The sequence below is a fragment of the Actinomycetospora flava genome, from assembly GCF_037400335.1.
GTDB classification, from domain to species: Bacteria; Actinomycetota; Actinomycetes; order Mycobacteriales; family Pseudonocardiaceae; genus Actinomycetospora; species Actinomycetospora flava.
This window is the reverse complement of the sequence record NZ_JBBEGM010000022.1, coordinates 40,962-65,397: the sequence shown is the minus strand read 5'-3', so window position 1 is coordinate 65,397 and position 24,436 is coordinate 40,962. Positions and strand designations below refer to the sequence as shown.

Annotated in this window: 24 protein-coding genes; 2 read left to right on the top strand and 22 right to left on the bottom strand. The window is 74.8% G+C overall.

Translation table 11 applies throughout. The annotated features are described in order from the left end of the window. Window positions 1–178: 178 nt before the first annotated feature. From tyrS to WCD58_RS32200, 15 genes are all read right to left on the bottom strand, one after another. Window positions 179–1,462 carry a tyrosine--tRNA ligase gene (tyrS, locus tag WCD58_RS32270; RefSeq protein ID WP_337707247.1) on the bottom strand — a complete coding sequence of 428 codons (1,284 nt, stop codon included), beginning with the start codon at window positions 1,460–1,462 and terminating at the stop codon, window positions 179–181. 22 nt (window positions 1,463–1,484) lie between these two features. After that, window positions 1,485–2,114: a DNA-3-methyladenine glycosylase gene (locus tag WCD58_RS32265; protein ID WP_337707246.1), complete on the bottom strand. Its 630-nt coding sequence runs from the start codon at window positions 2,112–2,114 to the stop codon at window positions 1,485–1,487. Window positions 2,115–2,146: 32 nt separating this feature from the next. Further along, entirely contained in the window at window positions 2,147–3,079 is a 933-nt protein-coding gene (locus tag WCD58_RS32260; RefSeq protein WP_337707245.1) for a lytic transglycosylase domain-containing protein, read from the bottom strand. Between the two features lie 118 nt (window positions 3,080–3,197). Next, complete coding sequence (gene argH / locus WCD58_RS32255; RefSeq protein WP_337707244.1) at window positions 3,198–4,622, bottom strand: argininosuccinate lyase; 1,425 nt, start codon at window positions 4,620–4,622, stop codon at window positions 3,198–3,200. After that, window positions 4,622–5,821, bottom strand: coding sequence for an argininosuccinate synthase (locus tag WCD58_RS32250; protein ID WP_337707242.1), 1,200 nt, complete (start codon window positions 5,819–5,821; stop codon window positions 4,622–4,624). Before WCD58_RS32250 ends, argH begins: the two co-directional genes overlap by 1 nt. Further along, entirely contained in the window at window positions 5,818–6,393 is a 576-nt protein-coding gene (locus tag WCD58_RS32245; protein WP_337707241.1) for an arginine repressor, read from the bottom strand. Before WCD58_RS32245 ends, WCD58_RS32250 begins: the two co-directional genes overlap by 4 nt. After that, window positions 6,390–7,328 (bottom strand): ornithine carbamoyltransferase, encoded by a 939-nt coding sequence (argF, locus tag WCD58_RS32240; RefSeq protein WP_337707240.1) that lies wholly within the window; start codon window positions 7,326–7,328, stop codon window positions 6,390–6,392. The genes WCD58_RS32245 and argF overlap by 4 nt, the downstream gene beginning before the upstream one ends. After that, window positions 7,325–8,539 carry an acetylornithine transaminase gene (locus WCD58_RS32235; protein WP_337707239.1) on the bottom strand — a complete coding sequence of 405 codons (1,215 nt, stop codon included), beginning with the start codon at window positions 8,537–8,539 and terminating at the stop codon, window positions 7,325–7,327. The genes argF and WCD58_RS32235 overlap by 4 nt, the downstream gene beginning before the upstream one ends. A gap of 2 nt (window positions 8,540–8,541) precedes the next feature. Then, window positions 8,542–9,474, bottom strand: coding sequence for an acetylglutamate kinase (gene argB, locus WCD58_RS32230; RefSeq protein WP_337707238.1), 933 nt, complete (start codon window positions 9,472–9,474; stop codon window positions 8,542–8,544). A gap of 13 nt (window positions 9,475–9,487) precedes the next feature. Then, window positions 9,488–10,648: a bifunctional glutamate N-acetyltransferase/amino-acid acetyltransferase ArgJ gene (argJ, locus tag WCD58_RS32225; protein WP_337707237.1), complete on the bottom strand. Its 1,161-nt coding sequence runs from the start codon at window positions 10,646–10,648 to the stop codon at window positions 9,488–9,490. Next, a complete protein-coding gene (argC, locus tag WCD58_RS32220; protein ID WP_337707251.1) occupies window positions 10,645–11,676 on the bottom strand; it encodes an N-acetyl-gamma-glutamyl-phosphate reductase in 1,032 nt (343 codons plus the stop codon). The genes argJ and argC overlap by 4 nt, the downstream gene beginning before the upstream one ends. 39 nt (window positions 11,677–11,715) lie before the next feature. Continuing rightward, the gene (locus tag WCD58_RS32215) at window positions 11,716–12,234 is read right to left on the bottom strand and encodes a hypothetical protein (protein WP_337707236.1); all 519 of its coding nucleotides are present in this window, start codon (window positions 12,232–12,234) and stop codon (window positions 11,716–11,718) included. A 139-nt stretch (window positions 12,235–12,373) separates the two neighbouring features. After that, entirely contained in the window at window positions 12,374–14,470 is a 2,097-nt protein-coding gene (locus tag WCD58_RS32210) for an NAD(P)/FAD-dependent oxidoreductase (protein WP_337707235.1), read from the bottom strand. 229 nt (window positions 14,471–14,699) lie between these two features. Further along, entirely contained in the window at window positions 14,700–15,743 is a 1,044-nt protein-coding gene (locus WCD58_RS32205) for a winged helix DNA-binding domain-containing protein (RefSeq protein WP_337707234.1), read from the bottom strand. Further along, on the bottom strand, window positions 15,740–16,537 hold the full coding sequence (locus WCD58_RS32200) for an alpha/beta hydrolase family protein (protein WP_337707233.1): 798 nt from the start codon (window positions 16,535–16,537) through the stop codon (window positions 15,740–15,742). Before WCD58_RS32200 ends, WCD58_RS32205 begins: the two co-directional genes overlap by 4 nt. A gap of 65 nt (window positions 16,538–16,602) precedes the next feature. On the opposite strand from WCD58_RS32200, the gene WCD58_RS32195 reads away from it, so the two are divergent. Next, on the top strand, window positions 16,603–17,151 hold the full coding sequence (locus tag WCD58_RS32195) for a TetR/AcrR family transcriptional regulator (RefSeq protein ID WP_337707232.1): 549 nt from the start codon (window positions 16,603–16,605) through the stop codon (window positions 17,149–17,151). Here WCD58_RS32195 and pheT read toward each other — a convergent pair. From pheT to WCD58_RS32180, 3 genes are all read right to left on the bottom strand, one after another. Beyond that, window positions 17,148–19,682, bottom strand: coding sequence for a phenylalanine--tRNA ligase subunit beta (gene pheT, locus WCD58_RS32190; RefSeq protein WP_337707231.1), 2,535 nt, complete (start codon window positions 19,680–19,682; stop codon window positions 17,148–17,150). The two genes, WCD58_RS32195 and pheT, sit on opposite strands and share 4 nt — an antisense overlap. A gap of 45 nt (window positions 19,683–19,727) precedes the next feature. Next, window positions 19,728–20,795, bottom strand: a complete 1,068-nt coding sequence (pheS, locus tag WCD58_RS32185) for a phenylalanine--tRNA ligase subunit alpha (protein WP_337707230.1) — start codon at window positions 20,793–20,795, stop codon at window positions 19,728–19,730. Between the two features lie 93 nt (window positions 20,796–20,888). Beyond that, complete coding sequence (locus WCD58_RS32180) at window positions 20,889–21,368, bottom strand: MarR family winged helix-turn-helix transcriptional regulator (protein WP_337707229.1); 480 nt, start codon at window positions 21,366–21,368, stop codon at window positions 20,889–20,891. A 99-nt stretch (window positions 21,369–21,467) separates the two neighbouring features. Between WCD58_RS32180 and WCD58_RS32175 the strand changes: the two genes are divergently transcribed. Continuing rightward, complete coding sequence (locus tag WCD58_RS32175) at window positions 21,468–22,010, top strand: NADPH-dependent F420 reductase (protein WP_337707228.1); 543 nt, start codon at window positions 21,468–21,470, stop codon at window positions 22,008–22,010. A gap of 6 nt (window positions 22,011–22,016) precedes the next feature. Here WCD58_RS32175 and WCD58_RS32170 read toward each other — a convergent pair whose 3' ends face one another. The 4 genes from WCD58_RS32170 to infC form a co-directional block, all read right to left on the bottom strand. Next, window positions 22,017–22,844 carry a TrmH family RNA methyltransferase gene (locus WCD58_RS32170; protein ID WP_373696321.1) on the bottom strand — a complete coding sequence of 276 codons (828 nt, stop codon included), beginning with the start codon at window positions 22,842–22,844 and terminating at the stop codon, window positions 22,017–22,019. Further along, entirely contained in the window at window positions 22,841–23,230 is a 390-nt protein-coding gene (rplT, locus tag WCD58_RS32165; protein WP_337707227.1) for a 50S ribosomal protein L20, read from the bottom strand. Before rplT ends, WCD58_RS32170 begins: the two co-directional genes overlap by 4 nt. 74 nt (window positions 23,231–23,304) lie before the next feature. After that, on the bottom strand, window positions 23,305–23,502 hold the full coding sequence (gene rpmI, locus WCD58_RS32160) for a 50S ribosomal protein L35 (protein ID WP_337707226.1): 198 nt from the start codon (window positions 23,500–23,502) through the stop codon (window positions 23,305–23,307). Between the two features lie 198 nt (window positions 23,503–23,700). Then, window positions 23,701–24,297: a translation initiation factor IF-3 gene (infC, locus tag WCD58_RS32155; RefSeq protein ID WP_337707225.1), complete on the bottom strand. Its 597-nt coding sequence runs from the start codon at window positions 24,295–24,297 to the stop codon at window positions 23,701–23,703. Between the last annotated feature and the right edge of the window lie 139 nt (window positions 24,298–24,436).

Sequence of the window (24,436 nt, the reverse complement as noted above, 5' to 3'; positions counted from 1 at the left end):
CGGAGGGCGAAGCTCCTAACTTAGTTGTCCGCGAGGCCCGGGGCAACCCCTTGCCTTGCGATGGCGTGAACTCTACACACGCCGGAAACCTGCCCCGCACAGGGGGGTCGATCAGCGCATCAGCGCTGGTCAGACGGAGTTCCCGGCTCCTGAGGCGCCGGAAACCCTCCAGGCCCGATCAGGTGCTCGCGAGCTCCACCCCGGCGGCGTTGCGCTTGCCCCGGCGCAGGACCAGCCAGCGCCCGTGCAGGAGGTCGGCGTCGGCCGGCTCCCAGTCCTCGGACTCGACCTTCGCGTTGTTCACGTACGCGCCACCCTCGGCGATGGTCCGGCGGGCGGCGCCCCGGCCCGTCGACAGCCCGCTGCCGACGAGCAGGTCGACGATCGTCGGCCGGTCCGAGCGCTTCGCGGTGTACGAGGGGATCTCGGCGATCGCCGCGGCCAGGGTGGCGGCGTCGAGGTCGGCGAGCTCCCCGCGGCCGAACAGCGCGCGACTCGCCGCCTCCGCCCGTGCGACCTCCTCCTCGCCGTGCACCAGCGCCGTCACCGCCCGCGCGAGCGCCCGCTGGGCCTCCCGCGCCTGGGGCTTCTCCTCCGTCAGGCGCTCGAGCTCGGTGATCTCCTCGTGGGAGAGCCAGGTGAACGCCCGCAGGTAGGTGCCCACCATCGCGTCCTCGGCCTGGATCCAGAACTGGTAGAAGGCGTACGGGCTCGTCAGCTCGCGGTCGAGCCACACCGTGCCCGTCTCGGTCTTGCCGAACTTGGTCCCGTCGGCCTTCGTGATCAACGGGGTCCCGAGCGCATGGAGCGAGCGGCCCTCGACGCGGTGCACCAGGTCGGTGCCGGCGGTGAGGTTGCCCCACTGGTCGCTGCCGCCGGTCTGCAGCGAGCAGCCGTAGCGGCGGTAGAGCTCGAGGAAGTCGTAGGACTGCAGCAGCTGGTAGGAGAACTCGGCGTAGCTGATGCCCTCGTCGGACTCCATACGCCGGCTCACGGCCTCCTTGGCCAGCATCCGGCCGACGCGGAAGTGCTTGCCGACGTCGCGGAGGAAGTCCAGCGTCGACAGGCCCTCGGTCCAGTCGAGGTTGTTCACCAGCAGCGCCGCGTTCGGCTTGTCCTCGGAGAAGTCGAGGAACGGCCGCAGCTGGGCCCCGAGATTGTCGACCCACCCGGCGACCACGTCGCGGTCGTTGAGCGTGCGCTCCGAGGTCGGCTTCGGGTCGCCGATGAGACCCGTGGCGCCGCCCACCAGCGCGATCGGCCGGTGGCCCGCCTGCTGGAAGCGGGCGAGCGTGAGCCACTGGAGCAGGTGCCCGATGTGCGCGCTCGACGCCGTCGGGTCGATGCCGGAATAGAGGGTGACCATCCCCGCGTCGAGATCCCGGCGCAGGGCGTCGAGGTCCGTGCTCTGGGCGATGAGGCCCCGCCAGGCGAGATCGTCGAGGAGGTGCGGTGCGGTCACGCGTCCAGTCTGCCGAACCCGCTCACCAGTCGGGACCGTCGGCCCGGGCGCGTCCCGCCTTGTACGGCGTGACCGTCTTCGACCCGGCGACCCACAAGCGCCACGGCCGCTCCTGCCCGGCGGCCACGCCGACGCGCGGGCCGGTCCGGACGTCGGCGTCGGGCACCGGGGTCCCGGCGTACAGGCGCACGGGGGACGACGGGTCGAGCACGTCGACGCCGTTGGCCTCCTTGTCGAGCCCGAGCAGGGCACAGAGCCGCGCCGGGCCCTTCGCGAGCTCGGCGTCGCGGCCCCGGGCGGTGGGCCGGCGGGCGTGGGCGGCGCCGAGGTCGGAGAGCACCTCCCCCGCGCGCACGAGGACGGCGCCCGCGACGCCGTCCTGCAGGCACACGATGTTCGCGCAGAAGTGCATGCCGTAGACGAAGTAGACGTACAGGTGCCCCGCGGGGCCCCACATGACCTCGTTGCGGGCGGTCTTCCCGCGGTAGCAGTGCGAGCCGGGGTCGTCGGCGCCCCGGTAGGCCTCGACCTCGACGAGACGCACGCGCACCTCGCCCTGCGGGGTGTCGGCGGCGAGCTCGCACCCGAGCAGGCGCCGGGCGGCGGGGAGCACGTCGTCGGCCAGCGCCGAGCGGTCGAGCAGGTCCGACATCGCCGCTGATCCTCCACCAGCGGGCGCGCGGCTCAGCGCGGAGCCCCCGTCAGGTGGTCCACGGCGCGGACGGGCTCGGCCTCGTCGTACCCGACCGGCAGGTGGACGCGTCGTGCGGTCGTCCGGAAGTAGACCTCCCACGCGTGGAAGCCGAGGTAGGCGCGCTCGTCGGCCGCCATCACCGCGGCGTAGGCGCGGACGGCGCGGACGTAGCGGTCGTCGTTGTTGTAGCGCTTCAGCGCGCCGTCCAGGCCGGCCTCGGTGGCCCCGCCGTTGGCGCGCAGGTAGTTGGCGGCGCCGAGGACGGCGTCGCGGGGGTCGGCGATGTCGCCGCCCAGCCCGTAGCTCGCCCACGTGCTCGGCATGAACTGCATCGGGCCCTGCGCGCCGGCCTCCGAGTGCGAGGCGATGCGGCCCATGCGGCTCTCGACGAGGTTGACCGCGGCGAGCACGGTCCACGGCACCCCGAACCGCTCCTCGGCCTCGGCGTAGGCCGCGCGGAGCTCCGCGGGCGACAGCGGCGCGGCGATGCGCCAGGCCGGGAGCATCTCGCCCGGGCCACGCTTCGCCATGGACAGCAGGTCGCGGCCGGCGGTGACGATGCGGTCGGTGACGAAGCCCTGGTCCGGGGCCATCGCGGCGAGCACCGGGGCCAGCCGCTCGGGGCGGAAGGCGAGCTCCTCGTAGCCCACCTGCGCGGTCCGCGCGGCGGCGGCGACGTCCTCGGGCGCGCGGGCCGGATCGGCGACGGTCCGCTGCGCGGTCTCGATCACGCGGGCCAGCGCCACCGGTTCCTCGGGCACCGCGGGTCCGTGGGGACCGATGGCGTCGGGGAACGGTGCCGACGCCGCGGGTGGCGGGACGGCGGGCGCGGGGACCGCGGGAGGCGCGGCGGGCGTGTCCGCGCAGCCGGCCAGGACGGCGAGCAGCACGAGGACGACCCCGATCCCCCGCACCACGCCCACGAGATCCACGGTAACGCTCGGTGGGCGTGCCGCCCGCCCGCCGCCGCGCCCACGATCGAGCGCGTGGCGATACGGACGTTCAGTGTCTGCGACGCCACGTCGCTGACACTGCGGAGGGTCAGCGGCGGTCGATGGGGCGGCCGGCCCAGGCGTGCGCCTCGATCGCGGCGGCGAAGACGCGGTCGAGCTGCTCGGACACGCGCTTCGGGGCCGTGCCGCCGTGGGCGTCGCGCGAGGCGATGGAGCCCGCCACCGTGAGCACCGCGCGGACGTCCGGGGTCAGCGCCGGGTCGCACTCGGCGAGCTCGGCGTCGGTCAGCTCGTCGAGCCCGACACCCCGGGCCTCGGCCGCGCGGACGCACGCGCCCGCCGCCGCGTGGGCCCGGCGGAACGGCACGCCCTGGCGCACCAGCCACTCGGCGAGGTCGGTGGCCAGCGTGAAGCCGGCCGGGGCGAGCTCGGCGAGGCGGTCGGTGTGGAAGGTCAGCGTCCTGATCATGCCGGCCATCGCCGGGAGCACCATCGCGAGCTGGGCCGCCGAGTCGAACAGCGGCTCCTTGTCCTCCTGCAGGTCCCGGTTGTAGGCCAGCGGGAGCGCCTTGAGCGTCGTCATCAGCCCGGAGAGGTTGCCGACGAGACGGCCGGCCTTGCCGCGCGCGAGCTCCGCGACGTCCGGGTTCTTCTTCTGCGGCATGATCGACGAGCCGGTCGACCAGGCGTCCGCGAGCGTCACGTACCCGAACTCCGCGGTCGCCCAGAGGATGACCTCCTCGGCGATCCGCGAGAGGTTCACCGCGATCTGGGCCAGCACGTACGCGCCCTCGGCGGCGAGGTCGCGCGACGCGGTGCCGTCGATGGAGTTGTCGACGGCGTCGACGAAGCCGAGATCGCGGGCCACGGCCGCCGGGTCGAGGCCCAGCGACGTCCCGGCCAGCGCGCCCGACCCGTAGGGCGAGTACGCCAGCCGGCGGTCGAGGTCGCGGCACCGGCCGACGTCGCGCAGCAGGGCCTGGGCGTGCGCCCCGAGGTGGTGGGCGAGCAGCACCGGCTGGGCGTGCTGCAGGTGCGTGCGCCCCGGCATCGCGGCGTCCGGGTGCGCGCGGGCCTGGATGAGCAGTGCGTCGACCACTCCCGCCACCCCGCGCACCACGTCGCGCAGCTCGTCGCGCAGCCACATCCGCAGCTGCGTGGCGATCTGGTCGTTGCGGGAGCGCCCGGCACGCAGGCGCCCGCCGACGTCCTCCCCCGCCCGCTCGATCAGCCCGCGCTCGAGGGCCGTGTGCACGTCCTCGTCGTCGTCGGCGGGCTCGAACGCCCCGGACTCGACGTCGGCCTCGAGCCGGCGCAGCCCGTCGAGCATGGCCTCGAGCTGCTCGTCGGTGAGCAGCCCGGCGCCGTGGAGCACGCGCGCGTGGGCCCGGGACCCGGCGATGTCGTACGGCGCGAGCACCCAGTCGAACTGCGTCGACTTCGACAGCGCCGCCATCACCGCGTCCGGGCCCGACGCGAACCGCCCGCCCCAGAGGGCAGACCCTTCCGGCATCAGCGACCGTCCTGGTCCCGCTTGGCGGCGATCTTCGACGGCAGACCCCAGAGCTGGACGAAGCCCTTGGCCAGCGACTGGTCGAACAGGTCGCCCTCGTCGTAGGTGGCGAGGTTGAAGTCGTAGAGCGACTGGGCGCTGCGCCGGCCCGTGGGCACCGCGCGGCCGCCGTGCAGCGTCATCCGGACCTCGCCGGTGACGTGCTCCTGGGTCGAGTCGACGAAGGCGTCGAGGCTGCGCCGCAGCGGCGAGAACCAGAGGCCGTCGTAGACCAGCTCGCCCCAGCGCTGCTCGACCTGGCGCTTGAACCGCGACTGCTCGCGCTCGAGCGTCACGTTCTCCAGCTCCTGGTGCGCGGTGATCAGCGCGATGGCGCCCGGCGCCTCGTAGACCTCGCGGCTCTTGATGCCGACCAGGCGGTCCTCGACCATGTCGAGCCGCCCGATCCCCTGCGCGCCGGCGCGCTGGTTGAGCTGCTCGATCGCCTGCAGCACGGTGACCTTCTGGCCGTCGATCGTCACCGGGACGCCGGCCTCGAAGCCGACGACGACCTCGTCGGCGTCGCGGGGCTCGGCGGGGTTCGCGGTGTAGGAGTAGACGTCCTCGATCGGGCCGTTCCAGATGTCCTCGAGGAAGCCGGTCTCGACCGCGCGGCCCCAGACGTTCTGGTCGATCGAGTACGGCGAGCGCTTGTTGACGTCGATCGGCAGCGAGCGCTCCTCGGCCCAGGCGATCGCCTTCTCGCGGGTCCACGCGAAGTCGCGGACGGGCGCGATGACGTCGAGGTCCGGGGCGAGCGCGCCGACGCCGACCTCGAAGCGGACCTGGTCGTTGCCCTTGCCGGTGCAGCCGTGGGCGACCGTCGAGGCGCCGTGGGCGCGGGCGGCCTCCGCGAGGTGCTTGACGATCAGCGGGCGCGACAGGGCCGAGACCAGCGGGTAGCGGTCCATGTAGAGCGCGTTGGCCCGCAGCGCCGGCAGGCAGAAGCCCTCGGCGAACTCGTCGCGGGCGTCGGCGACCGCGGCCTCGACCGCGCCGCAGTCCAGGGCCCGCTTGCGGATGACCTCCAGGTCCTCTCCGCCCTGCCCCACGTCGACGGCGACCGCGACGACCTCGCGCCCGGTCTCCTCGGCGATCCAGCCGATGGCGACCGAGGTGTCGAGACCCCCGGAGTACGCCAGCACGATCCGCTCGCTCACTGCTGTCCCTCTTCCTGCTCGTGCTCGTTCGAGATCGGTGTGGACGACCGCGCCGTCGTCCGGGTGCTCAGGGTCCGCAGCCGTGCTGCGAGGTCCGCCCCGTCGAGGGGCTCGCGGGCGACGACGAACACCGTGTCGTCGCCGGCGATGCAACCGACCACCTCGGCCAGGGCCGCACGGTCCAGCGCGCTGGCCAGGTAGTGCGCGGCTCCGGGCGGGGTGCGCAGCACCGCAAGGTTGCCGGAGTGGTCGGTGGAGACCAGCAGCTCGCCGAGCAGCCGGGTCAGTCTGTCGGTGCCGCCGACGACCCCGCGCACGGGGCTCCCGTCGTCGGGCACCACGTAGCGCCCGACGCCGCCGTCGACGCCGCGCAGCTTCACCGCGCCCAGCTCGTCGAGGTCGCGCGACAGCGTCGCCTGGGTGACCTCGACGCCCTCGGACGCGAGCAGCGCCGCCAGCTCGGACTGGCTGTGCACCTCGCGGTCGGTGAGCAGGGCGACGATGCGCGCCTGGCGCGCCGCCCGGCTGCCTATCGGTGTGCTCCCCTGGATGCCCTTGGCCGTCTCGGTCATCGCGACCGCTCCATCAGCCACGTCAGCACGGCCTTCTGGGCGTGCAGGCGGTTCTCGGCCTCGTCCCACACCGCCGACGCGGGCCCGTCGATGACTTCGGCGGTGATCTCGTCGCCGCGGTGCGCGGGCAGGCAGTGCAGGACCGTGACGTCCGGGCGCGCGCGGGCGACCGCCGCCCGGTCCAGCCGGAACGGGGCGAGCACGGCGCGGTCGCGGCCGTCGGACTCCTGGCCCATCGAGGTCCAGGTGTCGGTGACCAGCACGTCGGCGCCCTCGGACGCGGCCGGGTCGTCGGTGACGGCGACCGATCCCCCGGTCCCGGCGGCCCGCGACCGGGCGGCCTCGACGACCGCGGCGTCCGGGGTGAACCCGGTCGGCGACGCGACCCGCACGTGCAGGCCGGCCGTGGCCCCGCCCAGCAGCAGCGAGTGCGCCATGTTGTTGGCGCCGTCGCCGAGGTAGGTCAGGGTCAGCCCCGCGGTGCGGCCGCGGCGCTCGGCGATCGTCTGCAGGTCGGCGAGCACCTGGCAGGGGTGGAAGCCGTCGGTCAGCGCGTTGATCACCGGGACGGTCGCGTGCGCGGCCATCTCCTGGATGCGCTCCTCGCTGCTCGTGCGCCAGACGATCGCGTCGACGTAGCGCGAGAGCACCCGCGCGGTGTCGCCGATGGTCTCGCCGCGCCCGAGCTGGGCGTCCCGTCCGTCGATCATGACCGGCGTGCCGCCGAGGGCCGCGATGCCGACCTCGAACGAGACGCGCGTGCGGGTGGAGCTCTTGTCGAAGATCACCGCGACGGCACGCGGGCCGGCCAGCGGGCGCTGACCGAAGGGGTCGGCCTTCATCGTCGCGGCGAGCTCGAGGACCTCGGCCTGCTCGGCCGGGGTGAGGTCGTCGTCGCGCAGGAGGTGCCGCACGCGGGTGTCGACGCTGGTCACGAGCCCGCCGCCTCGGCCGCGGCGGCCCCCTGGTCGAGCACCTCGGGCAGCGCGGCGACGAAGCCGTCGAGCTGGGCGTCGGTGACGACGGCGGGCGGGGCGAGCCGCAGCCGGCCCGGCACCGCGTTGTTGATCAGGTAGCCGGCGTCGCGCGCGGCCGCCGTGACCTGCGCGGACACGGGCTCGCGCAGCGCGACGCCGATGAGCAGCCCGGCGGCGTCGACGCCCTCGACCAGCGGGTGGTCGAGCTCGCCGATCCGCCGGCCGAGGTCCTTGCCGATCTCCTCGGCGCGGTCGAGCAGTCCGTCGGCGGTGATGGTGTCGAGGACGGCGAGCGCGGCGGCGCAGGCGATCGGGTTGCCGCCGAACGTCGTGCCGTGCTGGCCGGGGCCGAGCAGGTCGCCGGCCTGGCCGAGCCCGATGCAGGCGCCGATCGGCAGGCCGCCGCCGAGCCCCTTGGCCAGGGTGACGACGTCCGGGGTGATCCCGCTGCGCTGGTGGGCGAACCAGACGCCGGTGCGCCCGGTGCCGCTCTGCACCTCGTCGAGCACGAGCAGCGCGCCGTGCTCGGTGGTGATCTCGCGGGCGGCCTGCAGGTAGCCCTCGGGCGGGACGATCACGCCGGCCTCGCCCTGGATCGGCTCGAGGAACACGGCGGCGGTCTCGTCGTCGACGGCCGCGCGCAGGGCGTCGGCGTCGCCGTAGGGCACGAACTCGACGCCCGGCACGAGCGGCTCGAACGGCTCGCGCTTGGCGGGCTGGCCGGTGAGCGCGAGCGCGCCCATCGTGCGGCCGTGGAAGCCGCCCTCGGTCGCGATGACCTTGGTCCGCCCGGTGCGGCGTGTGATCTTCAGGGCGGCCTCGTTGGCCTCGGCGCCCGAGTTGCACAGGAGCACGCGGCCCTCGTGACCGAGCAGCCCGAGCAGGCGCTCGGCGAGCTCGACGGCGACCGGGTTGATGACGAGGTTCGACGTGTGCCCCAGGGTCGCGACCTGCGTGGACACGGCCTCGACGATCCTCGGGTGGGCGTGGCCGAGGAAGTTGACGGCGATGCCGCCGAGCAGGTCGAGGTACTCGCGGCCGTCGGCGTCCCACACCCGCGCGCCCTCGCCGCGCACGATGCTGATCGGTGGGGTGCCGTAGTTGTCCATGACGGAGCCGACCCATCGGGAGCGGAGGTCGGCACCGTTCTGGCTGCTGGTGACGGTCATGTCTAGGCCTCCTTCCCGTCGGCCGGGACGACCATCGTCCCGACCCCTGCGCTGGTGAACACCTCGAGCAGCACCGAGTGCGCCACCCGCCCGTCGATGACGTGCGCCCGCGGCACGCCGCCCTGCACGGCCCGCAGGCAGGCCTCCATCTTCGGGATCATCCCGCTGGACAGGGACGGCAGGAGCGCCGCGAGCTCGGCGTCGTCGATCTGCGAGCGCAGGCTCGAGCGGTCCGGCCAGTCGGTGTACAGCCCCTCGACGTCGGTGAGGACGACGAGCTTGCGCGCGCCGAGCGCCTCGGCCAGCGCGGCGGCCGCCGTGTCGGCGTTGACGTTGTGCACGACCCCGTCGGCGTCCGGCGCCACCGTCGACACGACGGGGATGCGCCCGCCGGCGACGAGGTCGAGCACGGCCGCGGGGTTGACCTCGACGACGTCGCCGACGAGGCCGACGTCGACCTGCTCGCCCTCGACGGTCGCGGTGCGCCGCGCGGCGGTGAACAGGCGCGCGTCCTCGCCGGAGAGCCCGACGGCGTAGGGGCCGTGGGCGTTGATGAGCCCGACGAGCTCGCGCCCGACCTGGCCGACGAGCACCATCCGGACGACGTCCATCGTCTCGGGGGTGGTGACGCGCAGGCCGCCGCGGAACTCGCCCTCCATGCCCAGGCGCCCGAGCATGCTGGTGATCTGCGGGCCGCCGCCGTGGACGACGACCGGGCGGATGCCGGCGAGGCGCAGGAAGACCATGTCCTCGGCGAACGCGCGCCGCAGGGCGTCGTCGGTCATGGCGTTGCCGCCGTACTTGACGACGACGACGGCGTCCTGGAAGCGCTGCAGCCAGGGCAGGGCCTCGGCGAGGACGCCGGCCTTGGCCGCCGCCGACTGGTAGCGGTCGGGGACGTCCGCGGGGACGGGGATGCTCGTTTCGGTCGTCATGACGAAGCCAGATTCATGATGAGTACGCGCTGTTCTCCTCGACGTAGGCGTGCGAGAGGTCCGTCGTGAGGACCGTCGCCTGCCCGTCGCCGAGCCCGAGGTCGACCTCGACGGTGATCTCGGGGCCCGACAGGTCGGCCTTCGTGCGGTCGCCGGTGGCCGCGGCGGCCTCGCAGAGCAGGACGCCGTTGACGGTGACCGAGAGCGTCTCGGGCTCGACCGTCGCCTCGCTCGCCCCGACCGCGGCGGCGATCCGGCCCCAGTTCGGGTCGGAGCCGAACAGCGCGGTCTTGACCAGGCTGTCCCGGGTGATCGCGCGGGCGCCGACGAGGGCCTCGCGGTCGTCGCGCGCGCCGGTGACGGTGACCGCGATCCGCTTGGTGACGCCCTCGGCGTCGGCCTGCAGGCCCCGCGCGAGCTCGGCGCAGACCTCGGTGACGACCTCGGTGAACGCGTCCGCGCCGGCCTCGATCCCGGAGGCGCCCGAGGCGAGCAGCAGCACGGTGTCGTTGGTGCTCATGGAGCCGTCGATGTCGAGGCGGTCGAAGGTCTGCGCGGTGGCCGCCCGGAGCGCCGCATCGGCGGTGGCGGCGTCCACCACAGCGTCGGTCGTGACCACGACCAGCATCGTCGCGAGGCTCGGCGCCATCATCCCGGCGCCCTTGGCGAAACCGCCGACCGTCCACCCGTGGCGGGTGATCGCGGACTGCTTGTCGACGGTGTCGGTGGTCAGCACCGCGGTAGCGGCGCGGGTGCCGGCGTCCTCGCCGTCGGTGAGCGCGCCGGCGGCGTCCTCGACCCCGGCCAGGAGCTTCGCGATCGGCAGGCGCTCCCCGATGAGCCCGGTGGAGCAGACGCCGACCTCGATCGCGCCGCAGCCCAGGACGTCGGCGACCTTCTCGGCGGTGCGGTGGGTGTCGCCGAACCCGTCGGGCCCGGTGCAGGCGTTGGCGCCGCCCGCGTTGAGGACGACCGCGCGCAGGCTCTGCTCCCGGAGCACCTGCTGCGACCACAGCACCGGCGCGGCCTTGACCTGGTTGCGCGTGAAGACGCCCGCCGCGACCTGCTGCGGGCCGTCGTTGACGACGAGGGCGACGTCCGGGCGCTCGCCGTGGGCGCGGATGCCCGCGCGGACGCCGGCCGCCCGGAAGCCCTGGGGGGCGGTGACGCTCACGGGGCCACTCCGGTGGTCGGGAGTCCGAGGGTCTCGTCGAGACCGAGCGCCAGGTTGACCGACTGGAACGCGCCGCCGGCCGTGCCCTTGGTGAGGTTGTCGATGACGGCGGTGACGACGAGGCGCCCGGCGTCGGGGTCGACCGCGACCTGGACCTGCGCGGTGTTCGACCCGACCACCGACTTGGTCTGCGGCTGGACGCCGGCGGGCAGCAGGTGCACGAACGGCTCGGCGTCGAAGGCCTTGACGTAGACCTCGCGGGCCTGGTCCTCGGTGATCGCGGCGTCGGCGAGCGGGGCGCTCGCGACCGCGAGGATGCCGCGCGGCATCGGGGCGAGGACCGGGGTGAACGAGACCCGCACCGGCTCCGGGCTCACCGTGGCGAGGTTCTGGACGATCTCCGGGGTGTGCCGGTGGCCGCCGCCGACGCCGTACGCGGTGGCCGAGCCCATGACCTCGGAGCCCAGCAGGTGCGCCTTGGCGGCCTTGCCGGCCCCGGACGTGCCGGAGAAGGCGACGATGCTGACGTCGCGCTCGACGAGGCCGGCCGCGACCGCGGGGAACGCCGCGAGCGTGCTGGCCGTCGGGTAGCAGCCGGGGACGGCGATGCGCGTGCTGGCGCGCAGCTGCTCGCGGGCACCCGGCAGCTCGGGCAGGCCGTAGGGCCAGGAGCCCGCGTGCTCGCCGCCGTACCAGCGCGCCCAGGCGTTGGCGTCGGTGAGCCGGTGGTCGGCGCCGCAGTCGACGACGAGCGTGTCGTCGGGCAGCTGGGCCGCCAGCTCCGCCGAGCGCCCGTGCGGCAGCGCGAGGAAGACGACGTCGTGCCCGGCGAGCTGCTCGGGCGTCGTCTCGACGATCGTGCGGTCGGCGAGGGTGGGCAGGTGGGGCTGATGGGCTCCGAGGGCGGTGCCCGCGGACTCGCCCGCCGTCACCGCCCCGATCTCGACCTCGGGGTGGCCCAGGGCGAGGCGCAGGACCTCACCCCCGACGTACCCGCTGGCTCCGGCGACCGCGACGCGCATACGAATGAGTATGCATGTCCTCGAAAATCCATGCAACGAGCGTGATCAACGCCGCTTCCGGGGACGGTGCCAGGTGAACGGGATCGTCTCGTCACGGCCGAGGCGGCGCCAGCGCTGCCGGAGATCCCGCAGCTCGCGGACCGCGACCTCCGCCTGCTCGGTGGTGAACGGGCTCGGCCCGGTCCTCGTGATGCCCCAGGCCGTCGCGAGCCCCGCGCGGGTCGCGGGCGCGCTGCGGTCGACGCTCTGCTGCAGGACGCCGACCAGGGTCTCGGCGAGCATCAGCTGCGCGGCGTTGGCCTTGCGCACCGCGTCGGAACGCTGCCGGCGGTCGTGGCGCGTCGTGCCGGCGACGATCTCGAGGCTCTCGAACAGCGCGCCGGCCGCGATCGAGCCCCAGAGGCCGTCGGCGAGGCCCAACGCCCGCTCGCCGATGAGGTGCACGGCGTCGTGCGGGACGTCCCCGGTGCGCTCGTAGGAACGCAGGCGCAGCCGGACGCCGTCGTCGCGGTCGATCAGCGCCAGCGACCCGCCGTCGGGACGTCTCGAGAACTCGACGTGCACACGGTCATGCGACCACCCCGCGGCGCCGGGCCGCATCCGGTTTGCCGCGCGCTCGGGTGATCAAGGGCGACGTCATGCACCTCGCCGCGCTCGGCGGGTGCACCACGTCGCCCCTGATCTCCCGGCGGACGGGGCCTGCTCAGTTCGAGCGGGACCGGTGGTCGTCGCGCAGGGAGTGGCGCGGGCGGGACGTCGAGGGATAAGGGGCCCGCGGGCCGTCGTCGCCGCGCGGGGTCGACGGGAACGACGGGTGCGGCTCGCGGAACGACCCCGAGTCCGGGCCCGACGCCGCGCCGAACGAGGAGAAGTCCGACGAGAACGACCCCGCCGGGAACGGCTCCGCGAACGGCGGGAGCGAGGGGTGCGGCTCCCGGATCGTCTCGAAGCCACCGGACTGCGTCATCGCGATCTGCAGGGCGGGGATGCCCTGCGAGTCGGTCGCACTGGCCCGCGCCGGCGTGACGTCCGGGGTCGGGGTGGCGGTGCGCTGGGATCCCGTCGCGGTCGGGTCGGCACCCCAGGTCGGGATGGCTCCGGTGGAGGGCTCGGACGGCCCGGACGACGCGGGCACCTGCGGACCGGCCACCGGCTCCTCGACCTCGGCCGGGGGCACGACCGTCGGCGGGGCGTCGGTGTCGGGCAGCGGGGCGGCGTCGCGGCGACCGACGGCGACGAGGTCGCGGCCCAGCAGCCCGGACACGAGCCAGTCGAGGGCGATCCGCACGGTGCGGTCCGCGGTCGGCATCGCCCACAGGTGGTAGCTGCGGTGCAGCAGGAACGCCGGCCAGCCCGTCATGCGCAGCGGGCCGATCTGGGCCGCACCGCGCCGGCGGCCCAGACCGGCCACGGCCCCCGAGTTCTTGTGGCGGTAGCCGCGCAGCAGCCGCCCGGCGAGGAACGCGTCGACGTTGCGGGCGAGCAGGCGCGCCTGGCGCACGGCGTGCTGGGCCGTCGGGGCGGTGGTGACCGGGTCGCCCTCGCGCGGGACGGGCACGGTGACGTCGGGGACGGCGGCGCAGTCGCCCGCGGTGAAGACGTGGGCGCGGTCGCGGACCTGCAGGGTCGTCGCGCAGCGCACGCGGCCCCGCGAGTCCAGGGGCAGGTCGGTGCGCTCGAGCAGCGGGTTCGGCACGGAGCCGGCCGCGACGACGATCGTGTCCGTGGTGAACGTCGGCCCGCCGGCGAGCACGACGGTGCCGCCGTGCGCCGAGGTGATCGTGGCGCCGACCCGCACCTCGATCCCGCGGCGCAGCAGCTGGGCGTGCACGCGGGCGGCGAGCGCCGGGCTGACCTCGGGCATGATCCGACCGGCGGCCTCGAGGAGCACCCACTGGATCTCCTCGGCGACGTAGCCGGGCTGGTGCTTCGCGGCGCGCCGCGTCATGTCCTCGAGCTCGCCGAGCACCTCCAGGCCCGCGAACCCGCCGCCGATCACGGTGAAGGTCAGCAGGCGGCGGCGCTCGCTCGGGTCGGTCGTCGACGCGGCCGCGTCCAGCCGGGACAGGACGTGCTCGCGCAGGGCGAGCGCGTCGGTGACCGAGCGGAACGGCAGCGCGCGCTCCTCGAGGCCCGGGATCGGCAGGCGCCGGGGCGCGGTGCCGGGCGCCACGACCAGGACGTCGTAGGAGATCTCGCGGGTCCCGCCGTCGGGGAGGCTGACGACCGCGCGGCGCGAGGCGTCGTCGACGGCCGCGACCGAGCCGGTGATGACGTCGCAGCGGCGCAGCGCCCGCCGCAGTGGGACGGTCAGGTGGCGCGGCTCGATGGCGCCGGCCGAGGCCTCGGGGAGGAACGGCTGGTAGGTCATGTGCGCCTGCGGGTCGACCACGGTGATGCCGGCGATGCCGGTCGTGGCGGTGCCGGCGCCGAGGTGGCGCCCACCGCGGGTGCCGCCGGGGAGCCGGGCCTGCAGCGCCCGCGCGGCGACGAGGCCGGCGTAGCCGCCGCCGACGACGAGCACGCGGGCACCCTCGGCGCCCTCACCCGTCTCGCGGGACCGGAGCCGGGCCAGGAACACCACCGCGACGACGCACAGGAAGCCGCCGAGCGCCGCGGCGCCCCAGTTGGGCAGCGCGCCGAACACCCAGAACAGGGCCACGATGATCGGCCCGATGACCAGCAGCACGCCGCGCCCGACCACGAAGTCCGCGGTCGCCCAGGCGCCACCGGAGCTGTCGGAGCTGTCGGAGCCCTCCGCGGCCTCGGGACGGAGCGGGTCGTCGGGCGCGCTGGACATGCACGTACTCCTCGCTGATCGGGGTCGAGGCAGCCGGCCCGGGCGAAGGGGGAGCCCCCGGGTCACGGCCAGGTCACGCTAGGGGGACGGATCATGGTCACGCCCGGACCTGAGAACGCGACGCGCCGTGATCCGGTCATCACCCCGTGCCGCGCGGTCACCGGTCGGGTGATCGCCCGAACGGGCGAGAAACGGACCGCTGGGCTCTCAGGAAGGGCGACGAGCGGTCTCAGGGAAGCCGGGCGTGCGCCCGGGCGACGGCGGCCTCGGTCCGGTCGTCGAGGGTGCCGAACGGCGCGACCTCCAGGCGACGGCGGGGTGCCGCCCACGTCCCCACGATCCGGCCGCGGTGGACGACGGTCGCCCGGAACACCCCGTTGCCGCCGGGGACGATCCGGTCGAAGTGCGCGGGCTCGAGCACGTCGTCGCGACGGCCGTAGCCGAGCACGAACTCGTCGAAGCCCGGGAGCAGGTGGACGCCGAGGGCCCGGCGTCGGTGCGCCGCGAGGAGGTCGGGCACGGCGGGGTCCATGAGGTACTCGGTGCCGTCCACGTCCAGGGTCGCCAGCCCCGGACGCGCCACCGCCAGGCCGGCGTCGACGTCGGCGGCGGGGATGTTCGTCCAGCGCAGGAAGTCTGCGCGCGTGGCAGGGCCGTGCGAGCGGAAGTAGCGCTTCGCCCACTCCCCCAGCGCCTCCTCGCGCTCGAGGCGCCGCGGCGACGGGATCCAGCGGGCCACGTCGACGATCACCGGCTCGCCGTCGCGCAGCGGCCCGAAGCACAGCACGCCGGACTCCGCCAGCGCGCCGAGCAGGTGGTAACCGCGGCCCTTCGCCGGCGCGAGGCCCGCGTCCTCCCAGACCGCGAACAGCTCGTCCCGCGTGGCCGGCACGGCGCCGAGGGCCAGCTCGCCGGCGCGCTCGACGTCCGCGTCGGTCAGCCCGAGCTCGACGCGCCGCCGGGCGGCCTGCACGCGGGGACGCGGCGTGCCGAGCCGGAGCATCCAGCCCAGGTCCTCGGCCGGCACGAGGTGCAGGGTCCCGCGCATCGGCCAGCTGCGGACGATCTCGCCGGCGTCGCACGCGGCCACGACGGCCTCGCGCGACCGGCTCGCCGTCCGCAGCGCCAGCGAGGTCAGCACGCCCGGGAGGTCCTGGGCCTGGACGGCGCCGAGCCGGCGGACGACCCCCGCCACGTCGTCGTCGGGCGGCGCCACCAGCCCCAGGGCGACCAGCCGCAGCAGGCCGACCTCCGAGACCCGGCGCGCGCTCATGCGCCGAGATGCTGCCGGAACCACGCGACGGCGTGCGCGTCGACCTCCGCGGCGTGCGGCGTCTGCGGCGTCGGCTCGAGACCCGGCTCCTCGGCCAGCGCGTGGCCCATGCCGTCGATGACGACCAGGTCGGCCGGCCCGCGCGCGCCGGCGACGAGCTCCTGCGCCGGCTCGAGGAACGCGGTGGGCTCGTCCTCGGCGCCGACGACGAGCAGCGTCGGCGTGCTGCCGAGCTCGCCGACCCGCGCGACGTAGTCCATCCGGTCGGCGACGGCGTCGGACTCCGGTGACCACCGGTAGTCCACCCCGAAGAGCTTCCCGAGCGTCGCGACGACCGGGCGCAGCGCCAGGAGCGGGCTGACGCCCACGAGCGCGGTGACGTCGTCGCGCCGCGTGGTGACCTCGAGCGCGACGCCCGCACCCGCCGACCCGCCGAAGAGGCCCAGCGGGCCGCCGATCCCGAAGCACTCGCGCAGCGCGCCCAGCGCCGCGTCGAACTCGTCGGCGGCCTCGGCGTTGACCGGCCCGTGCATGAGCATGACCGCGTCCTCGTAGCCGAGGCTCATCAGCTCGTCCATGCCGCCCGCGGGCAGCCGCGCGCCCATCTTCGGCAGGCCGAGGTAGATCCGCCACGCGTCGAGACCGGCGAGCGGCAGCGCCGCCGCGAACGCCGCCTCGCTGCGCGGCGCGTCCATGAGGTGCCAACCGACGACGACGGGCGCGTCGGCACGCGGTCCGCGGTCCGGCGCCACGGCGATGAACGGCACTCCGGCTGCGGTTCCGGTCTCGGCCACGGTGAGCTCCTCGAATCCGTCGAACTGTACGGTGTCCAGCGTACTGGACAGTGTACAGTTCGTCCATGCCGAGGACCCCGGGTCAGCGTGCCGGACTCAGCCGCGAGGCCGTGCTCGCCGCGGCCAAGACGGTGTTCGCCGAGCGCGGACTGCCCGGGCTCTCGATGCGCTCGGTCGCCGGGGAGCTGGGCGTCGCGCCCAACGCGCTGTACAGCCACGTCGCCGACAAGGACGCGCTGGTGGACGCGCTCCTCGACGACCAGCTCGCGGCGCTCGCTCCCCCATCACCGGACGCCGACCCGGTCGCCGGGCTGCGCGCGGTCATGCTCGCGACGTTCGACCTGCTCGGGCGGCACGCCGACCTCGTGCCGCTCTACCTCGCCCGCCAGGGCGCCCGCGGGCCGCACGCCCGCGCGCTGGGCGCCGCGATGGTCGTGCTGCTCGCACGCCTCGGCGTCGACGAGGCCGCCTCGGCACGGGTGGTGCGCGCGCTGATCGTCAGCACGCTGGGCTTCGCCGCCCTCGCCGCCGCCGACGCGCCGCTGGGGAACGCCGAGCTGCGCGCGGACCTCGAGGCCACGCTGGACTGGATCGTCCGAGGAGCCGCCGCCTAGCGCAGGCGCGCCCCGACCCGCTCGGACGCCGTCTCGACCGCCGCGTCGCGCCGGGCGGACGCCTCCTCGAGGGTGAGCGTCCGGTCGGGGGCGCGCAGGCGCAGGGCGAAGGCGAGCGAGCGCTTGCCCTCGCCGACCTGCGGGCCGGTGTAGACGTCGAACAGGCGCACGTCCTCGACGAGGTCACCGCCGCCGTCGCGCAGGGCCGAGACCACCGACGCGGCGGGCACCGCCTGGTCGAGGACCAGCGCCACGTCGAGCAGCACGGGCGGAAACGACGACACCGCGGGCACCGGGCGGTCCTCGACGAGCGGGAGCCGGTCGAGCTCGACCTCCATCGCGCAGGTCCGGGCGGGCAGGCCGAGCGCCTCGAGGACCTTCGGGTGCAGCTCGCCGGCGTGCCCGACGAGCACGTCATCGAGGTGCAGCGCGGCGCAGCGCCCCGGGTGCCAGGGCGCGTGGACGTCGGCGGTCACGGTCAGCTCGGCGCCGTGGACGCGGCCCACGAGGCGGGCGGCCTCGATCGCGTCGGCCCAGTCGGCGGGCCGTCCCGGGCCCCACCACCCGGCGCGCTCCCACGCGCCGGCGAGCACCGCGCCGACCCGCACCGGCTGGGCCGGCAGCCCCTCGAGCACCGAGGCGATCGCCGCGTCGTCCGGGCGGGCGTCGACGGGCAGCACCGGCGCCGCGGGCGGGTCGCCCGGACCCGGCCGCACCACCTGGCCGACCTGGTAGAGCGCGAGGTCCCGCAGGCCGCGCGACACGTTGCGGACCACGGCGTCGAGCAGGCCGGGCAGCAGCGTCGTCGCCATCAGCGAGCGGTCGGCGTCGAGCGGGTTCGCCAGGCGCAAGGCGTTGCGGCGGTCGTCGTCGGCCTCCAGCCCGAACGCGTCGAACACCGCGGGCGCGACGAACGGCGAGGGCAGCACCTCGTCGTACCCGGCGTCGGCCAGCGCCCGCGAGACCTGCCGGCGGCGGCGCTGCGCGAGCGTGAGACCGGTGCCCGGCTGCGCGGCGGGCAGCTCCGACGGGATGCCGGCGTAGCCCTCGAGCCGCAGGACCTCCTCGACGAGGTCGGCGGGACGCGTCAGGTCGGGGCGCCAGGTCGGGGGCACCGCGCGCAGGCCCGCGCCGCCACTGTTGCCGGGGTCGGCGCCGGCGACCTCGACGGCGCAGCCGATCTGCGAGAGCCGCCGCACCACCGCGCCGCGCTCGTAGCGGGTGCCGGCGACGCGGTCGGGCAGGTCGAGCGCCATGACAACGGGGTCGGGGGCGGTCACGCCGCCCTCGTCGGTGACGCCGGGGGCGACGGTCGCGCCGCCGTAGTTGGCGAGCAGCCAGGCGGCGCGGTCGGTGGCGGCGCGGGCGACGCCCGGGTCGACCTCGCGCTCGAAGCGGCGGGCGGCCTCGCTGGGCAGCCGGTGACGGCGGGCCGCGCGGGCCACCGACGGCGCGTCCCAGGTGGCGGCCTCGAGCAGGACGTCCGAGGTGCCGGGGCCGACCTCGGTGCTCGCCCCGCCCATGATCCCCGCGAGGCCGATCGGCCCGGAGTCGTCGGCCACCACGACGTCGTCGACGTCGAGCGCGCGCTGGGCGTCGTCCAGCGTGGTGATCTTCTCGTCGGCGGTGGCCCGCCGGACGACGACGTCGCCGGTCACGGTGGCCGCGTCGTAGGCGTGCATCGGCTGGCCCAGCTCGAGCATCACGTAGTTGGTGACGTCGACGGCCAGCGAGATCGGGCGCACCCCGCAGAGCAGCAGGCGCCGGCGCAGCCACCACGGCGACGGGGCCGTCGGGTCGAGGTCGGTGACCCGGCGGGCCACGAAGCGCCGGCACTGCGAGGACTGGTCCAGCCGCACGGGCCACGCCTCGCCGTCCTGCGCGGGCAGGTCGTGGCCGAGCAGCGCCGGGTCGCCGTAGGGCGCGTCCAGCGCGCACGCGAGCTCGCGGGCCAGGCCGCGCACCGAGAGGCAGTAGCCGCGGTCGGGCGTCACGGCGATGTCGAGCACCGCGTCGTCCAGGCCCAGCAGCGCCGCGCCGTCGTCGCCGGGGTCGGCGGTGCCGGGCGGCAGCACGAGGATGCCGCTGTGGTCGTCACCGAGGCCCAGCTCGTCGAGCGCGCAGATCATGCCGTCGGAGACGTGCCCGTAGGTCTTCCGCGCGGCGATCGCGAAGTCGCCGGGGAGCACCACGCCGGGCAGGGCGACCACGACGAGGTCGCCCTCGACGAAGTTGGTGGCGCCGCAGACGATGCCGCGGGTGCCGGCGTGGTCCCCGTCGGCCTCGTTGTGCTCCGGCCCCACGTCGACCCGGCAGTACCGGATCGGCTTCTTGAACTCGGTGAGCTCCTCGATGCTCGCGACGCGGCCGACCACGAGCGGGCCGGTGGTCGCCGGGACCGGGAGGACGTCCTCGACCTCGAGCCCGACCCGGATCAGCGCCTCGGCGACGGCCTCGGCCGTCGGCGCGGGGCCGTCGTCCTGCGAGGACAGGTCGACGTGCTCGAGGAGCCACGAGACGGGGACGCGCACGGCGGGGGGCCTTTCTGGAGCTGCGGAGGAGGGGTCGAGGTGGAACTAGGGCTCGACGGCGAACGCCGACGTGAACCGCACGTCGCCCTCGACCATGTCGCGCATGTCGGGCAGGCCGTTGCGGAACATCAGCGTGCGCTCGAGACCCATCCCGAAGGCGAAGCCCGAGTAGACGTCGGGGTCGACGCCGCAGGCGCGCAGGACGTTGGGGTCGACCATGCCGCAGCCGCCCCACTCGACCCAGCCGGCGCCGCCCTTCTTCTGCGGGAACCAGACGTCCGGCTCGGCGGAGGGCTCGGTGAACGGGAAGTACGACGGCCGCAGGCGGATCGTCGACTCCTCGCCGAACATGGCGCGGGCGAACGCGTCGAGCGTGCCCTTGAGGTGGGCCATCGTCAGGCCCTTGTCGATCGCCAGGCCCTCGACCTGGTGGAAGACCGGGGTGTGCGTCGCGTCGAGCTCATCGGTGCGGAACGTCCGGCCCGGGCACACGACGTAGACGGGCAGGTCGCGCTCGAGCAGCGCGCGGATCTGCACCGGCGAGGTGTGCGTGCGCAGCACCTGGCGGGCCTCGGCGGGCTCGACGTGGAAGGTGTCCTGCATCGTGCGCGCGGGGTGGTCGGGCAGGAAGTTCAGCGCGTCGAAGTTGAACCACTCCGACTCGACCTCGGGACCCTCGGCGACCTCGTAGCCCATCGCGACGAAGATGTCGGCGATCCGCTCCGAGAGCTGGGTGAGCGGGTGGCGGCTGCCGCGCGGGTGCCGGTCGCCGGGCAGCGTGACGTCGACGGCCTCCTCGGCCAGCATCCGCTCGTCGCGCTCCGCGGAGAGCACCTCGTGGCGCTCGTCGTACGCCGCCTGAATCGCCACGCGGACCTCGTTGACCCGCTTGCCCGACTCCGAGCGCGCCTGCGGCGGCAGCGCCCCGATCTCGCGGCGCGCGGTGAGCACCGGCGACCGGTCGCCGAGGTGCGCGGGCTTGAGCGCGGTGAGTGCCTCGAGCGTGCCGGCGCTCGCGAACGCCGACGAGGCGTCCGCGCGCGCGGCGTCGAGCGTCTCGGGGTCGAGCGCCGCGACCTGCTTGGGGTCGTAGAGGTCGTTGGTGCCGGACATCGAGGTCGTCTCGCTCCTGCGCTGCTCTGGGCTTCTCGGGTGCCGGACGATCCTATCGGAGCAGGTCGAACGCGTTGCCGACCTGGACCCGGCTCAGGGCTCCGCGCGCCGCTCGTCGAGCGCCGCCAGGCGCGCGCGCACCGTCTCGCCGATGGCCGCGAGCGCCTCCAGCTGGTCGGGTGTGAGGTGGTCGACGACGGCCTCGCGGGCGTCCGCGACGTGCTGCGGGGCGGCCGCCTCGATGAGACCGCGGCCGCGCGGGGTGATGGCCACGATCGCCCCGCGCTGGTCGGTCGGGCACGGATCGCGGGTCACCAGGCCGCGCCGTTCCATGCGGCCCAGGTGCTGGGACAGGCGGCCCTTCTCCCAGCGCAGGTGGCGCCCGAGCACGAACGGCCGCACGCACCCCTCGGGCGCCTCCGAGAGGTGGGCCAGCACCTCGTAGTCCGCGCCCGACAGCCCGGACCGGGTCCGGAGACGGCGGTCGAGGAACTCGGCGAGGTCGACCTGCATCGCCATGAGTCCGCGCCAGGCCCGTTCCTCGCGCTCGTCCAGCCACCGCGGCTCGTCCACGTCGGGCAGCGTAGCGACTGGTTGACGTGTGAACCAGCTCGGCCTAGCTTCTGGTTCACACCTCAACCAGCGGGGTGCCGACCTCGGGAGGAGACCGAGATGAAGATCGTGACGATCGGGCGGGGGAACATCGGTGGCGGGCTCGCCCGCCTCTGGCGCGAGGCGGGCCACGACGTCGAGGAGCTCGGCCGGGACGGCGGGGACGTCTCCGACGCCGACGTCGTGCTCGTCGCGGTGCCCGGCGACCAGGTCACCCCGGCGCTCGGGAAGGTCAGCGGCCTCGCCGGGAAGATCGCGATCGACGCGACGAACGTCTTCGGCGAGCGGCCCGCGGGCGCGCCGTCGAACGCCGAGGAGGTCAAGGCCGTCACCGGCGCGCCGGTGGCCAAGAGCTTCAACATGAACTTCGCCGGGCTGTTCGACCGGGTGCACGAGCAGCGGGTGCGGCCGAGCAACTGGTACGTCGCCGACGACGGCGCCGTCGAGGTCACCGAGACCCTGATCCGCGACGCGGGCTACGACCCGGTGCGGGTCGGCGACCTGTCGCGCGCCCGCGACCTCGAGGGCGCCACCTGGCTGCTCCTCGGCGCCACGCCGCCCGGCGGTCTGTACTACCGCGTCGCCACGCCGGGCGAGCTCTGAGGGACCTCAGTGCTGGGCGCGGGCCGAGGCGTAGAGGCACACCGCGGCGGCGGTCGCGAGGTTGAGGCTCTCGGCGCGTCCGTGGATCGGGACGCGGACGCGGTGGTCGGCGAGGCCCGCGGTGCGGTCGTCGAGCCCGTGTGCCTCGCTGCCCAGCAGCCACGCCGACGGGGCGGCGAGCAGGGTGTCCGCCGTCACGTCGAGCACGGTCTCGCCGTCGCCGGCGGCCGCGAGCAGGGTGAGGCCCCGCCCGCGCAGCGCATCCACCACCGCGTCGACGTCCCGAGAGGCCGCGAGCGGGAGGTGGAACAGGCTGCCCATCGTCGAGCGCACGCACTTGCCGTTGTGCGGATCGACCGCGTCCCCGGCCAGCACCACGGCGTCGGCACCGGCGGCGTCGCTCGTGCGGATGACCGTGCCGGCGTTGCCGGGGTCGGCGACGCCGACGAGCACGGTGACGAGGCGGGGCGTCTCCCCCAGCGCGGCGTCGAGGTCGACGGTGACCGTGGAGCAGACGGCGGCGACGCCCTGCGGGGTGACGGTGTCCGAGAGGCCGGCCGCGGCCTTCTCGCTGACGCGGGCGGTGCGGATCCCGAGCGACCGCGCCCGGTCCTCCAGCGTGGGGTCCCGGTCGGCGACGGCGTCGGTGAGGAAGAGGTCGTGCACCCTGCGGTGCGTGTCACTGCCGGGCGTCTCCTCGGCCCAGGTCAGCGCTTCGTGCACCGGACGGACGCCCTCGACGAGGAACCGCCCGGCCTCGAGACGCGCCGCGCGCCGCAGCAGCTTGCGGGCTGCGGCGACGCGCGGCGTGCGCTCGGTGAGGACGTCGCTCAGGCGGCGTCCTCGTTCTTCGCGTTCTTGTCCGCGGGGACGGCCGCGCGGGCGACCTCGACGAGCGCGGTGAACGCCGCCGGGTCGGACACGGCGATCTCCGCGAGGTTCTTGCGGTCGACCTCGACGCCGGCGAGCTTGAGGCCCTGCATGAACCGGTTGTAGGTCATGTCGTTGGAGCGCGCCGCCGCGTTGATGCGCGTGATCCACAGCTGGCGGAAGTCGCCCTTGCGCTGCTTGCGGTCGCGGTAGGCGTACGTCAGCGAGTGGAGCGTCTGCTCCTTGGCCTTGCGGTAGAGCCGGGAGCGCTGGCCGCGGTAGCCGCTGGCCATCTCCAGGGTGGTGCGCCGCTTCTTCTGCGCGTTGACCGCGCGCTTCACGCGTGCCACGTGGTCCTGCCTTCGATCGAATCAGGGGCGGGGGTGGGTCCGCCCGAGGGGGTTCGGCGGGTGCGGGGTGGTGCTCAGAGCCCGCCGAGCAGGCGCTTGACGCGGCCGGTGTCCTGCGGCGCGACGGCCTCGTTGCCGGAGAGCTGGCGCGTCTTGTGGCTGGACTTCTTCTCCAGCAGGTGGCGCTTGCCGGCCTTCTCGCGCAGCAGCTTGCCGGTGCCGGTCACCTTGATGCGCTTCTTGGTGCCGCTGTGCGACTTGTTCTTCGGCATGTCCTGTCCTTGCTCCTCGAGCGGATCGGGGTCTCCGCGGAGTCGATGGTCGAGCTCCCGTATCGGCGTGCTCCCCCTGACCGCTCCGTCTCCGCCGGGGGTGTCGACGTCCGGACCGACGCTCACGGCGACGGTACGGGCGCCCGGGAACCCGGCCGCGCCCACCCCGGGGTGGGTGCGGCCGGTCGTGCGGGGAGGTCAGCCCGCCGGCTCGGGGGCCGGCTCGGCCTGCTCCTGCGCGGCGCGGGGCGCCTTCTGCGGCTTCTTGTTCGGCGCGAGGACCATCGTCATGTTGCGGCCGTCCTGCTTCGGCGTGGCCTCGACGTAGCCCAGCTCACCGACGTCCTCCGCGAGGCGCTGCAGCAGGCGGAAGCCCAGCTCCGGGCGCGACTGCTCGCGGCCACGGAACATGATGGTGACCTTGACCTTGTGACCCTGCCCGAGGAAGCGGGTCACGTGACCCTTCTTCGTCTCGTAGTCGTGAGGGTCGATCTTCGGTCGGAGCTTCTGCTCCTTGATCACCGTCTGCTGCTGGTTGCGCCGCGACTCGCGGGCCTTCTGCGCGCTCTCGTACTTGAACTTGCCGTAGTCCATGAGCTTGCAGACCGGCGGGCGGGCCTGGGCGGCCACCTCGACCAGGTCGAGGTCGGCCTCGCGGGCCAGGCGCAGGGCGTCCTCGATGCGGACGATCCCGACCTGCTCGCCGTTGGGGCCGACCAGTCGCACCTCGGGAACGCGGATGCGCTCGTTGATGCGGGTCTCTGTGCTGATGAGCTCTCCTCGGGTCCGTGACACTGTCTCTGCGACCCGGCGTGAGCAGCCCCGATGAACGTCGGGCCCCGCGCCACGGAGGTGGCGGCAGGGCCCACCGGTCGACCGATCCACGTCCCCCGACGGGAGACGGCGTCGCCGACGCACTCGCGTGCCTCGACTC